This window comes from Streptomyces sp. NPDC003697 (genome assembly GCF_053587115.1).
Genome location: NZ_JBSFNN010000085.1, coordinates 1 through 12,469, shown reverse-complemented (window position 1 = coordinate 12,469; position 12,469 = coordinate 1). Strand labels below are relative to the sequence as shown.

The 12,469-nt window shown below is 73.9% G+C and carries 14 protein-coding genes; 4 read left to right on the top strand and 10 right to left on the bottom strand.

Translation table 11 applies throughout. The features are described from left to right. Positions 1–12 precede the first annotated feature (12 nt). Genes ACWDNY_RS26045 through hisD form a run of 7 tightly spaced genes read right to left on the bottom strand, consistent with a single transcriptional unit; the run spans position 13 to position 5,008 of the window. Positions 13–405 carry a RidA family protein gene (locus ACWDNY_RS26045; RefSeq protein WP_451648220.1) on the bottom strand — a complete coding sequence of 131 codons (393 nt, stop codon included), beginning with the start codon at positions 403–405 and terminating at the stop codon, positions 13–15. After that, positions 402–1,136: a bifunctional 1-(5-phosphoribosyl)-5-((5-phosphoribosylamino)methylideneamino)imidazole-4-carboxamide isomerase/phosphoribosylanthranilate isomerase PriA gene (gene priA, locus ACWDNY_RS26040; protein ID WP_451648219.1), complete on the bottom strand. Its 735-nt coding sequence runs from the start codon at positions 1,134–1,136 to the stop codon at positions 402–404. Before priA ends, ACWDNY_RS26045 begins: the two co-directional genes overlap by 4 nt. Positions 1,137–1,140: 4 nt before the next feature. Beyond that, positions 1,141–1,797 (bottom strand): imidazole glycerol phosphate synthase subunit HisH, encoded by a 657-nt coding sequence (hisH, locus tag ACWDNY_RS26035; RefSeq protein ID WP_451648218.1) that lies wholly within the window; start codon positions 1,795–1,797, stop codon positions 1,141–1,143. Continuing rightward, positions 1,788–1,952 carry a hypothetical protein gene (locus ACWDNY_RS26030; protein ID WP_451648217.1) on the bottom strand — a complete coding sequence of 55 codons (165 nt, stop codon included), beginning with the start codon at positions 1,950–1,952 and terminating at the stop codon, positions 1,788–1,790. Before ACWDNY_RS26030 ends, hisH begins: the two co-directional genes overlap by 10 nt. Positions 1,953–1,956: 4 nt before the next feature. Further along, complete coding sequence (hisB, locus tag ACWDNY_RS26025) at positions 1,957–2,550, bottom strand: imidazoleglycerol-phosphate dehydratase HisB (RefSeq protein ID WP_451648216.1); 594 nt, start codon at positions 2,548–2,550, stop codon at positions 1,957–1,959. Beyond that, on the bottom strand, positions 2,547–3,686 hold the full coding sequence (locus ACWDNY_RS26020; protein ID WP_451648215.1) for a histidinol-phosphate transaminase: 1,140 nt from the start codon (positions 3,684–3,686) through the stop codon (positions 2,547–2,549). The genes hisB and ACWDNY_RS26020 overlap by 4 nt, the downstream gene beginning before the upstream one ends. Then, complete coding sequence (gene hisD / locus ACWDNY_RS26015; RefSeq protein WP_451648214.1) at positions 3,683–5,008, bottom strand: histidinol dehydrogenase; 1,326 nt, start codon at positions 5,006–5,008, stop codon at positions 3,683–3,685. Before hisD ends, ACWDNY_RS26020 begins: the two co-directional genes overlap by 4 nt. Positions 5,009–5,258: 250 nt before the next feature. Between hisD and ACWDNY_RS26010 the strand changes: the two genes are divergently transcribed. The 4 genes from ACWDNY_RS26010 to ybaK all read left to right on the top strand — a co-directional run bounded on the left by ACWDNY_RS26010 (position 5,259) and on the right by ybaK (position 9,267). Then, a complete protein-coding gene (locus ACWDNY_RS26010) occupies positions 5,259–6,836 on the top strand; it encodes an oxidoreductase (RefSeq protein ID WP_451648213.1) in 1,578 nt (525 codons plus the stop codon). Between the two features lie 132 nt (positions 6,837–6,968). Beyond that, positions 6,969–7,988, top strand: a complete 1,020-nt coding sequence (locus tag ACWDNY_RS26005; RefSeq protein ID WP_451648212.1) for a hypothetical protein — start codon at positions 6,969–6,971, stop codon at positions 7,986–7,988. Between the two features lie 11 nt (positions 7,989–7,999). After that, a complete protein-coding gene (locus tag ACWDNY_RS26000) occupies positions 8,000–8,740 on the top strand; it encodes an LON peptidase substrate-binding domain-containing protein (protein WP_451648211.1) in 741 nt (246 codons plus the stop codon). A gap of 26 nt (positions 8,741–8,766) precedes the next feature. Beyond that, positions 8,767–9,267 carry a Cys-tRNA(Pro) deacylase gene (ybaK, locus tag ACWDNY_RS25995; RefSeq protein ID WP_451648210.1) on the top strand — a complete coding sequence of 167 codons (501 nt, stop codon included), beginning with the start codon at positions 8,767–8,769 and terminating at the stop codon, positions 9,265–9,267. Positions 9,268–9,388: 121 nt separating this feature from the next. Here ybaK and ACWDNY_RS25990 read toward each other — a convergent pair whose 3' ends face one another. The 3 genes from ACWDNY_RS25990 to ACWDNY_RS25980 form a co-directional block, all read right to left on the bottom strand. After that, entirely contained in the window at positions 9,389–10,090 is a 702-nt protein-coding gene (locus ACWDNY_RS25990) for an AAA family ATPase (RefSeq protein WP_451648209.1), read from the bottom strand. Between the two features lie 34 nt (positions 10,091–10,124). After that, positions 10,125–10,943, bottom strand: coding sequence for an ABC transporter permease (locus ACWDNY_RS25985; RefSeq protein WP_451648208.1), 819 nt, complete (start codon positions 10,941–10,943; stop codon positions 10,125–10,127). A 226-nt stretch (positions 10,944–11,169) separates the two neighbouring features. Beyond that, the gene (locus ACWDNY_RS25980; RefSeq protein ID WP_451648240.1) at positions 11,170–12,144 is read right to left on the bottom strand and encodes an ABC transporter ATP-binding protein; all 975 of its coding nucleotides are present in this window, start codon (positions 12,142–12,144) and stop codon (positions 11,170–11,172) included. Positions 12,145–12,469 lie beyond the last annotated feature (325 nt).

The window sequence follows — 12,469 nt, the reverse complement described above, 5'->3', positions numbered from 1 at the left end:
ACGGAATGACTTCTAGCCTCTGTAGGCTTCCAGCTCCACCGACACCAGCACGCGCGGGTCGACGAAGCCCTCCACGACCAGCAGGGTCGTCACCGGGCGTACGGAGTCGAAGAGCTCCTTGTGGGCCCGGGCCGCCTCCTCGAGGTCCCGGGAGTGCGCCAGGTGCATCCGGGTCCTGATCACCGACTCGGGGCCGAGCCCGAACTCGGCGATCGCCTCCAGGGCACTGGTGAAGGCCACCTTGGCCTGTTCGTAGGGGTCGCCCTCCCCGTACAGCACGCTGCCCTTGAAGGACGTCGTGCCCGCCACCAGCACCAGGTCGCCCGCCGCCACGGCGCGCGCGAAACCGAAACTCTCTTCCCAGGGATTCCCGCTCTGCACACGCCGCACGGCATCGGACGTCATGACGACACAGCCTCCAAGGCCTCTTCCAGGGTGAACGCCTTCGCGTAGAGCGCTTTCCCGACGATGGCGCCCTCGACACCGAGCGGCACCAGTCCGGCGATGGCCCGCAGGTCGTCCAGCGAGGACACGCCGCCGGAGGCGACCACGGGGCGGTCCGTCGCCGCGCAGACGTTCCTCAGCAGCTCCAGGTTCGGTCCCTGCAGGGTGCCGTCCTTGGCGATGTCGGTCACGACGTAGCGCGCGCAGCCCTCCCTGTCGAGGCGGGCCAGCGTCTCGTAGAGGTCGCCGCCGTCCCTGGTCCAGCCGCGGCCGCGCAGGGTCGTGCCGCGCACGTCGAGGCCGACCGCGATCCGGTCGCCGTGCTCGGCGATGACCTTGGCGACCCACTCGGGGGACTCCAGGGCGGCGGTGCCCAGGTTCACCCGGGTGCAGCCGGTGGCCAGGGCGGCGGCGAGGGTGTCGTCGTCGCGGATGCCGCCGGACAGCTCCACCTTGAGGTGTGTCTGCGCCATGCGCTCGGCGACCTCGCGGATCAGCGCGCGGTTGTCGCCCGTGCCGAACGCGGCGTCGAGGTCGACCAGGTGCAGCCACTCGGCGCCCGCGCGCTGCCAGGCGAGGGCGGCCTCCAGCGGGGAGCCGTAGGAGGTCTCCGTGCCGGACTCGCCGTGCACGAGGCGAACGGCCTGGCCGTCCCGGACGTCGACGGCGGGGAGGAGTTCGAGCTTGGCCATGTCTCTACAGGGTTCCGATCCAGTTGGTGAGCAGCTGCGCGCCGGCGTCGCCGGACTTCTCGGGGTGGAACTGCGTGGCCCACAGGGCGCCGTTCTCCACGGCGGCCACGAACGGCCTGCCGTGCGTGGACCAGGTGACCTTCGGGGCGTGCAGCGCCGGGTGGTGCGTCTGCAGCTGCCAGTCGTGGACGGCGTAGGAGTGCACGAAGTAGAACCGCGCGTCCGCGTCCAGGCCGGCGAACAGCTCGGAGCCGGCCGGCGCCTCGACGGTGTTCCAGCCCATGTGCGGCACGACGTCGGCCTCCAGTGGCCCGACCGTGCCGGGCCACTCGTCGAGGCCTTCGGCCTCCACGCCGTGTTCGATGCCGCGGGCGAACAGGATCTGCATGCCCACGCAGATGCCCATCACCGGGCGCCCGCCGGACAGCCGGCGGTCGACGACCCAGTCGCCGCGCGCCTCCCTCAGGCCCTTCATGCAGGCGGCGAAGGCACCGACGCCCGGCACCAGCAGGCCGTCGGCGTTCATGGCCTTGTCGAAGTCACGGGTGATCTCGACGTCGGCGCCCACGCGGGCGAGGGCACGCTCGGCGGAACGGACGTTGCCGAAGCCGTAGTCGAAGACCACGACCTTCTTGGGTGCTCCCGCGGTGCTCAATTCCACACCCCCAGCCGGGCGACGCCCGCGACGAGGCACATCGCCGCCCCGATGGAGAGCAGCACGACGAGGCTCGTGGGCATCTTCTGCTTGACGAAGGAGATGATGCCGCCGGCGAGGAAGAGGCCGACGACGATCAGCACGGTCGAGGTGCCGTTCATGGGGTTACAGCGCGCCCTTCGTCGACGGAAGGATGCCGGCCGCGCGCGGGTCGCGCTCGCTGGCGTAGCGCAGCGCCCGCGCCAACGCCTTGAACTGGCACTCCACGATGTGGTGCGCGTTGCGCCCGTAGGGCACGTGCACGTGCAGCGCGACCTGGGCCTGCGCGACGAAGGACTCCAGGATGTGCCGGGTCATCGTGGTGTCGTACTCGCCGATCATCGGCGCCATGTTCTCGGGCTCGGTGTGCACGAGGTAGGGCCGGCCGGAGAGGTCGACGGTGACCTGGGCGAGCGACTCGTCCAGCGGGACCGTGCAGTTGCCGAAGCGGTAGACGCCCACCTTGTCGCCGAGGGCCTGCCGGAAGGCGGCGCCCAGCGCGAGGGCGGTGTCCTCGATGGTGTGGTGCGAGTCGATGTGCAGGTCGCCGTCGGTCTTCACGGTCAGGTCGAACAGACCGTGCCGGCCGAGCTGGTCGAGCATGTGGTCGTAGAAACCGACGCCGGTGGCGATGTCGGTCCTGCCGGTGCCGTCGAGGTCGATCTCGACGAGGACCGAGGTCTCCTTGGTGGTGCGCTCCACGCGCCCAACGCGGCTCATGCGCTCTGCTCCTTCGGGGGTGTGGGGGTACCTGCCACAAGGCACTGCAGGTCACGGACCGCGTCGAGGAACGCGTCGTTCTCGGCCGGGGTCCCCGCGGTGACCCGCAGCCTGCCGGGCACGCCGTTGTCCCGGACGAGGACGCCGCGGTCCAGGATCCTCCGCCAGGCGGCGTGGGAGTCCTCGAACCGTCCGAACTGGACGAAGTTCGCGTCCGACTCGGTCACCTCGTAACCGAGCGCACGGAGCTCGGCGACCAGCCGGTCCCGCTCGGACTTCAGCTGCTCGACGTACTTCAGCAGCGTGTCGGTGTGCTCCAGGGCGGCCAGCGCGGTGGCCTGCGTCACCGCCGACAGGTGGTACGGCAGCCGGACGAGCTGGACGGCGTCCACGACGGCCCGGTGCGCGGCGAGGTAGCCGAGGCGGAGGCCGGCGGCCCCGAACGCCTTCGACATCGTGCGGGAGACGACCAGGTTCGGCCGGCCCTCCAGCAGCGGCAGCAGCGAGTGGCCGTGGCTGAACTCGACGTACGCCTCGTCGAGGATCACCATGGACGGCTTCGCCGCCTGCGCGGCCTCGTACAGCGCGAGGACCGTCTCCGGCGCCACCGCGGTGCCGGTGGGGTTGTTGGGGGTGGTGACGAAGACGACGTCCGGCCGGTGCTCGCCGATGGCCTTCTCGGCCGCCGGGAGGTCGATCCTGAAGTCCTCGCCCCGCGGACCGGGGATCCAGCCGGTGCCGGTGCCGCGCGCGATGAGCGTGTGCATCGAGTACGACGGCTCGAAGCCGATCGCCGTGCGGCCCGGTCCGCCGAAGGTCTGCAGCAGCTGCTGGATGACCTCGTTGGAGCCGTTGGCGGCCCAGACGTTCTCCGGGCCGACGAGGTGGCCGCCGGTCTTCGTCAGGTACTCGGCGAGCCGCGTGCGCAGCTCCACCGCGTCCCGGTCGGGGTAGCGGTTGAGGCCGCGGGCGGCCTCGCGCACCCGCTCCGTGATCCGCTCGACCAGCGGCTCGGGCAGCGGGTAGGGGTTCTCGTTGGTGTTCAGCCGTACGGGCACGTCCAGCTGGGGCGCGCCGTAGGGGGACTTGCCGCGCAGCTCGTCCCGTACGGGGAGATCGTCGATCGTGAAGCTCACTTGCTCGTCGGTACCTTCCACCCGAACCGTGCCTTGATCGCCGCGCCGTGCGCGGGCAGGTCCTCCGCCTCCGCCAGCGTCACCACGTGGTGGGCGACCTCGGCGAGCGCGTCCTTCGTGTAGTCGACGATGTGGATGCCGCGTAGGAAGGACTGGACGGACAGACCCGAGGAGTGGCAGGCGCAGCCGCCGGTCGGGAGCACGTGGTTGGAGCCGGCCGCGTAGTCGCCGAGGGAGACTGGCGCCCAGGGGCCGATGAAGATCGCCCCGGCGTTCCGCACCCGGTCGGCGACCGCGGCGGCGTCGGCCGTCTGGATCTCCAGGTGCTCGGCGCCGTAGGCGTCGACCACCCTCAGGCCCTCGTCGAGACCGTCGACGAGCACGATCGCGGACTGCCGGCCGGCCAGCGCCGGACGGATCCGGTCCTCGACGTGCCTGGTCGCCGCGACCTGCGGCTCCAGCTCCTTCTCCACCGCCTCGGCCAGCTCGGCGGAGTCGGTGACGAGGACGGCGGCGGCGAGCGGGTCGTGCTCGGCCTGGCTGATCAGGTCGGAGGCGACGTGCACCGGGTCGGCCGTCGCGTCCGCGAGGACCGCGATCTCGGTCGGGCCCGCCTCGGCGTCGATGCCGATCCTGCCGGTGAAGTAGCGCTTGGCGGCGGCGACCCAGATGTTGCCCGGGCCGGTGACCATGTTCGCCGGCGGGCAGGACTCCGTGCCGTGGGCGAACATCGCGACGGCCTGGGCGCCGCCGGCCGCGTAGACCTCGTCGACGCCGAGCAGCGCGCAGGCGGCGAGGATGGTGGGGTGCGGCAGACCGCCGAACTCCGCCTGAGGCGGGGAGGCGAGCGCGATCGACTCGACGCCGGCCTCCTGGGCGGGCACGGCGTTCATGACGACGGACGACGGGTAGACCGACCGGCCGCCGGGCGCGTACAGGCCGACCCGCTCGACCGGGACCCACTTCTCGGTCACCGAGCCGCCGGGCACGACCTGCGTGGTGTGGGTGCCGCGGCGCTGCTCGCGGTGGACGAGGCGGGCGCGCCGGATGGACTCCTCCAGGGCCGCGCGCACGGCCGGGTCCAGCTCCGCCAGGGCGTCCTTGAGGGCCTGCGCGGGGACACGCACCGAATCCAGCCGCACACCGTCGAACTTCTCGGCGAAGTCGATCAGCGCCGCGTCGCCCCGATGATGCACGGCCTCGCAGATCGGACGCACCTTCTCCAGGGCGGCCTGAACGTCGAAGTCGGCTCGGGGCAGCAGGTCGCGCAGGGCGGGGCCCTCGGGGAGGGCGTCGCCGCGCAGATCGATTCGGGAGATCACGGGCTCAATTCTCTCAGACCGGCGTCCGGGACCGTGCGCCCGTATCAATGGCTGATACAAACCCTCCTCCGGCCGTGATACGCGGCCGACGCCCGCGCCGGTGCCGCCGTTCCCGCTCCGCGGTGCGGGCGTTGCGGCGTCCGTGCCACCACTTCGCAGATCCCTGTCACTTTGAGTGTTCAGGTGGTCACTCGGCGGGCATGAACGGCAGTACGAAACCCGCGAGTAGCCGAGGAGGGAGGGACGGACCGTGACCGAGGGGGCCCGTACGCACCACGGTGACCCGCCGGAGGACCTGACCGCCGTCGAGGCCGGCATGTGGCAGGCCTTCCGCAACGGCAGCGTCTACGACCTGCGCGGCGGTGACGCGGTCGTGGACGACCCGCACGGCCTCCAGCCCTGGGGGCCCGAGCGGAGCGTCCGGGCGCGCGTCGTGTGCTGGCTGCTGCTGGACGGGCCGCCCCCGCTGGCCGGCCGGGTGGCCTCCCTGAAGCTGGTCGGCGTGCGGATCACGGGCGCGCTCGACCTGGCGGGCGGCACGGTCCAGCCGTACCTGGAGATGACCGGCTGCCGGTTCGAGGAGGAGATCCGGCTGCCGGAGGCCCGCTTCACCACCGTGCGGCTGGTGGACTGCTCGGTGCCGCGTCTGGAGGCCGCCCGGGTGCACACCGAGGGCGACCTGCACCTGCCCCGCTGCCGCTTCCACGGCGGAGTGCGGCTCACGGACGCCCGGATCGGCACGGACCTGCTGCTGAACCAGGCGATCGTGCACCGCGACCGCGGCGGCCGGTCGATCGCCGCCGACGGCCTGAGCGTCGGCCAGGACCTCCAGGCGGAGATGCTCGAGTCGCACGGCGAGCTGAGCCTGCGCAGCGCGACGGTCGGCGTGTCGCTGAGCCTGCGGGGGGCGAAGCTCACCAACCCCGCCGCGCGGCTCGCCCTGAACGCCCCGCAGCTGTCCGTCGAGCGCACCCTCTACCTCACCCCGGCGGGTGTCGGCAGCCCCCTGCTGAGCGGCGTCACCCCGGCGCGCGGCACACGGGTGCAGTACTTCGAGTGCCGGGGCGGGATACGACTCGACGACGGGCGGTTCGGGGACGCCGTCGACTTCGAGCGGGCCCGGTTCGCCCTCACCGACGACCAGGAGCTGTCCCTGCGCCGGGTGCAGGCGCCGGAGCTGCGCTTCCTCGGGGAGCGGCCGCAGCGGGGGCGGGTGGTGCTGTCCGGCGCGCGGATCGTGAACCTGGTCGACCGGGCGGCCAGCTGGCCCGGACCCGGCCGGCTGCACATGGGCGGCTTCGCCTACGAGAACCTGGTGCCGCAGGGGCCGTTCCCGCTGACGGAGCGCCTGGACTGGGTGGCGGCGGCCACCGCGGAGTACAACCCGGAGCCGTACGAGCGGCTCGCCGCGGTGCTGCGGGGGGCGGGTGAGGACGAGGACGCACGCGAGGTGCTGCTCGCCAAGCAGAGGCGCCGCCGCGAGACACTGCCGCCGGCGGCCAAGCTCTGGGGGTACCTGCAGGACTGGACGGTCGCCTACGGGTACCGGCCGGGCCGGGCCGCGGTGTGGATGGCGGTGCTGTGGGCGGCGGGCTCGCTCGCGTTCGCGCGGGCCGACCATCCGCCGGCGGATCCGGACCGGCACGGGCAGTGGAACCCCGCGCTGTTCGCTCTCGACCTGCTGCTTCCGGTGGTGGACTTCGGGCAGGTGAGCCAGTGGCAGCTGGGCGGGGGCTGGCAGTGGCTGGCGGCGGTGCTGGTCCTGCTGGGGTGGACGTTGGCGACGACGGTGGCGGCGGGGGCGACTCGATTGCTGCGGCGGGGGTGAGGGGGCGGGGCGAGGTGCGGGTTCGGGTCGGAGGGGCCGGGGGTTAGCTTTTGCCGGGCCTTGACCGGGGCGCGTACAACTTTCGTCCGGTTCCGTGTTGCCCCTGGCGCGTCCGCCACCTGCGGTCTTTCAATGGTCGACACCATGGCTCTGCTGCCCCCTTTCATCCGTGCGACCCGGACGCGCCCCACCGCGGCCCGGCCCGCCGTTCACGACGACGTGCTCCTCGACGCGCCCGACGCGCGTCTGGCGCCCGTGCTGGTCGCGGCCGCTCACGGCGCGTACGCCCCCGCCGCCGTCCTGCTCGCCGAGACCCGGCAGGGCGCCGCCTGGGAGGACCGCGACCGGTACGTCACCCGGCTGGCCGCGTTCGCGCGCTCGCGCTCCGAGTGGCTGGACGCCTGGCTCGCGGCCGCCCCGCGCGACCCGGACGCGCTGCTGGTGGCCGCCCAGCTCGCCGTGGACCGTGCCTGGCCGTCGCCCGGCCGCGCCGAGCTGCTGCGCGCGGTGAGCCCTCTGATCACCGAGGCCGCCCGCGGCGACGACCGCGATCCGGTGCCGTGGCGGGTCGCCCTGGACCACGCGCGCGGCTCGCGCGCCGGGCACCGGTACTTCGAGGAGCTGTGGGAGGCGGCGGTCCGCCGCGCCCCGCACCACTACGGGTGCCATGTGGCCGCCCTGCGGTACCTGGCCTCCTCCTGGCACGGCTCCCACCGCGAGTGCTTCGACTTCTCGGACCGGGCCGCGCAGGACGCTCCCCCGGACTCGCTCGTGCAGGCTCTGCCGGTCCGGGCGGCCTTCGCCTACCTGACCGACGGCTGCGGGCCGCAGGTGCCGCGTGAGCGGCTGGACGCGGCGGCCGACCGCGCCGTCGCCCTGTCCGCCCGGTTCCCGGCGGCCGATCCCCGGCCGGCGGAGGTGCGCAACCTGCTGGCCTACGTCCTGCTCCGGCTGGAGCGCCGTGCGGACGCCGCGGCTGAGCTTCGTCTCATCGGCCCGTACGCCACGTCGTTCCCCTGGGACCGGGTCTCGGACGACCCGCTGGGTCTCTTCCTGACGCTGCGCGACGACGTCCGGGCGGCACCGCTCGCGCCGCCGCCTCCGCATCCGCGCGACGGGCGCGGCGGACACGCCCGCCGCGACGGCCATTAGGCTTTTGCGTCGTGACCACCCTCCGGCTCCCGCTCTTCCCCCTGAACACGGTGCTGTTCCCGGGGCTGGTGCTTCCTCTGAACATCTTCGAGGAGCGCTATCGCGCCATGATGCGCACGCTGCTGAAGACACCCGAGGACGAACCACGCCGGTTCGCCGTCGTGGCGATCCGCGACGGCCACGAGGTGGCCCCGAGCGCCCCGGGCATGCCCGACGCCACGGCCGTGCCCGAGCGCGGGCCCGCAGCCGGCTTCGGCCCCGACCCGGCCAGGGCGTTCCACGGCGTGGGCTGCGTCGCGGACGCTGCGACCGTCCGGGAACAGCCGGACGGCACCTACGAGGTATTGGCGACGGGTACGACCCGGGTGCGGCTGCTGTCCGTGGACGCCTCCGGTCCGTTCCTCACCGCCGAGCTGGAGGAGCTGCCCGAGGAGCCCGGCGACGAGGCCGCCGCGCTGGCCGAGGGGGTCCTGCGATCCTTCCGGCAGTACCAGAAGCGGCTGGCGGGGGCACAGGAGCGGTCGCTGTCGACCGGGGCGGACCTGCCGGACCAGCCGAGCGTGGTGTCGTACCTGGTGGCGGCGGCGACGGCGCTGGACATCCCGACGAAGCAGCGTCTGCTCCAGGCGCCCGACACCTCCTCCCGCCTGCGGGACGAGCTGAAACTGCTTCGCTCGGAGACGGCGATCATCCGTAGTCTGCCGTCGTTGCCCGCGACGGACCTGACGCGCGGCCCGACGAGTCTCAACTGACGCACGACCTCTTGGGAACGGCCCGGATGGCGAAGAAGGCGAAGAAGCAGCAGCCCGGAGGCACACCGGCGACGGTGGCGCTGGCGGCTGCGGGGGTGGACCACACCGTCCACGCCTATGACCACGACCCCTCGCACCGCTCCTACGGCGAGGAGGCCGCCGAGGCGATGGGCGTCTCCCCGGACCGGGTCTTCAAGACGCTGGTGGCGGACGTCGACGGTGCGCTGACGGTGGCCGTGGTGCCGGTGGCGGGCTCGCTGGATCTGAAGGCCCTGGCGGCCGCCGTGGGCGGCAAGCGGGCGGCGATGGCGGACCCGGCGCTGGCCGAGCGGACCACCGGCTACGTGCGCGGGGGCATCTCACCGCTGGGCCAGCGCAAGAAGCTCCCGACCGTCCTGGACGACTCGGCGACGGCCCACGGCACGATCTGCGTCTCGGCCGGCCGCCGGGGCCTGGAGGTCGAACTGGCCCCCGGGGACCTGGCCGACCTGACGGACGCGGTCCTCGCCCCCATCGGGCGGGACTAGTGCCGCGGCAGGCGACGTCTGCCTGTCAAGGAGTGGCGTCCGGTGCGTGCTCCCGGCGTGCCGGCCGGACGCCCTCGTACTGGGATGTACCTGGGCTTCCGGCCGGTGCGCCGGCACGGCACTAGGAGGACTCCCCGTGGGGTCCCTCGGTGTACGGGTCGGGGTCGCGGGGGCCGAACATCGCGGTCAGGCCGAGGTGCACCAGCAGCGCGGCCAGCGGCCAGGCCAGCAGCGCCCCCCACGCGCCCAGCTTCAGCGGCGCCGGGAACGTGACCCCCTCGCCCACCGCCTTGGCGTGCGCGATGACGTCGGCGTCGGGTCCGAGCCGGACCCCGAGACGCCACGCCAGCAGTGACCCGAGCAGTCCCCCGACCGTCAGCGCCACCACCAGCGGCACACCCCCGCGCCGGCGCAGGAGGAAGACGACGAGGGCGCTCACCGCCCCGAAGGCGAGGGCCAGGAGCGTGAACGTTCCGTCGACGCCGATCGCCTGTTCGCCCTCGGTGTCCTTGAGGTAGACGACCCAGCTGTTCCCGGTGACGTTCCCGACGAGCGGCACGTGCGGCGCCAGCCGCCACCACAGCAGCCCCAGCAGCGCCCCGGCGACCGTCAGCGCCGCCGTGACCAGCGCGGCCTCGCGGATCTCGGTCCGCATTCCGGGGCCGTCCTGGGCATACGCGGTCACCCCGTGCCCGAATCCGGCGGGGGGCGCCTGCCGGGTGCGGCCGTGCGGGTCCTGCAGGGGCCGGGAGTCCGGCCCGGGCCGCGAGGAGTGCGAGGGGCGCCGGTTCGGCGGCGGAGGAGGAGTCAACGGAGCGGTCACCCTGCCATCGTGCCAGTCGTACGGGTCGGCCGCGTCACCGGACGGCCGCCCTGCGGTAGGCCCAGGTGGCGACGGCCAGCGAGACGACGCCGACCGCGGCGCACACGGCGAGGTCGGCGGCGACGAACGTCCAGTCGGGATGCGCGGTGAAGGTGCGCGCGTAGGCCTCCACACCGTACGTCGACGGCAGCAGGTCACGCGCGAGGCGTACCGGCTCCGGCATCCGGTCGGCGGGCAGCACGCCGAGCAGCAGCGCCGCCGACATGCCCAGCTGCCCCAGCAGCGTGGCCAGTTCCGGTCGCGGTGCGAGCAGTCCGAAGGCGGCGCCGAGTCCGGACAGCGCGGCACCGGCGAGCGGGATCACCGCGAGCAGCACCCACAGGTTGCCGAGCGGCAGCCCGAACAGCGCGCATCCGAACACGGCGGTCACGACGGTGCCCGGCACGGTGAAGGACGCGTAGGCCCCGGCCGCGCCCAGCACCACGGCGGCGGGCGGCACCGGCAGCGTCGCGTAGTGGTCGAGTCCGCCGCCGGCCCGCAGCTGCCCGAAGTACTGCGCGAGCAGGTTCAGCGCGACGTAGGCGACGACCAGGACCGAGGACCCCGCCACCACGGCCCGGGCCCCGCCGTCGCCGCTCACCACGCCCCGCATCATGACCACGATGCCGATGGACTGGAAGGTGGCCACGAACAGCAGCGGGATCCGCGCCACCCGGGCCCGGGACAGCTGCGCCCGGTACACGGCCGCGAGCGACGGCCACAGCCGCGCCCGCGGCGCGAGGACGGCCGCCTTCCGGGCCTCGCCGTCGGCCGCCGTCACGCCGGACAGGACGCCGGCGGGTACGACACTCACGTCGAACTGCTCCCCTTCCTCACGGCGGCCCCGCTTCCCGCGGCCGTCGCGTCGCCCACGGCTCGCGCGGCCCTGACGGCCGACGCGTGCCGTACCACCCAGGAGTGCCCCGCGCCCGCCCCGGGAACCGCGACCGGGTCCCGGCCGGACACGGGCCGCGGGTACGTTCCGCGGTCCCGTACGGAGCCGGCGGCCCCCGCGCGTACGCCCTCGGCGTGCCTTCTGATCATGCCTTCACCAGTCCCTGCCGCGCGGCGCCGCCCAGGGCCAGGTACACGTCCTCCAGGCTGGGCGTGGCGAGGGTGAAGTCGTCCAGCGCGGTGAACGCGGCCCCGCCGGTGACGGTGGCGACGGCCGCGCGGGCCTCCTCGGGGGCGAGCCGCAGCGTCCAGCGGCGCCCCGACTCCGCGGCCCGCTCGTGCAGCGCCGCGACCTCCGGCACCTCCAGGGGCGCCCTGTCCCGCCACACCAGCTCCACGCGGACCTCGCCGGAGACCCGCTCCTTGAGCCCGGCCGGGGTGTCGCAGGCGATCACGCGTCCCCGGTCGAGGACGGCGACCCGGTCCAGGACGGTCTCGGCCTCGAGGACGTTGTGCGTGACCAGCACGACCGTCGTGCCGCGCTCGGCCCGGCGCCGGTCGACGGCGGACCACACCGCCCGGCGCGCCACCGGATCCATGCCGGTGGTCGGCTCGTCCAGCACCAGCAGCGGCCGTTCGCCGACCAGCGCGGCGGCGAAGCAGGCAAGGCGCCGCTGGCCGCCGGACAGCTTCTTCAGCGGGCGTCCGGCGATCGGCGCGAGGCCCAGCTCGTCGAGGACGGTGTCGCGTTCCGCGCGGGCCGCGCGCGCGTCGAGGCCGCGCAGCCGTCCGGTGGTCTCCGCGGCGAGTGAGACGGTCAGCTCGTCCAGGGCGGTGGACTCCTGCCCGAGGTAGGCGAGGAGGCGGGCGGCGCGCTCGGGGTGGCGGACGATGTCGTGGCCGAGGATGTCGACGGTGCCGCGGTCCGGCCGCATCAGGCCGGTGAGCTGGCGGACGAGGGTGGACTTCCCGGCGCCGTTCGGCCCGAGCAGTCCGAAGATCTCACCGCGGCGGACGTCCAGCTCCAGCCCGTCGGTGGCCCGCACCTCGGGTGCGCCCGGCGTGCCGCGCCGGGCGCGGACCGCGGGATAGGTCTTGGTCAGTCCGCGCACCGCGCACACGACGTCGTCCCCGTGCCGAAGTGCCTGTGCCGCGCGCGTACTCACAAGGGACGAGACTACGGGGTCCGCCCCCTTTACTCGCCCTTGGGGCGACTGCGGGGGACCGCCCGCGCTCGCGCCGGGGCCCTCCGTGCGGATCGGGGAGGCTTCCCGGAGCGGGCCGCGGCGCCCGGTGCGTGCCAGGCCCTGTCGTCGGACTCCCGTCGGCCCCGCGCGTTCGACGGCGGGGGCTAGTGCCGCGACAGGCAACGTTCGCCCCGTCGCGACGCCCGGCACGCTCCCCCAAGCTCTCGGCTCCGCTCGAGCAGGGGGTACCCCCACTCGC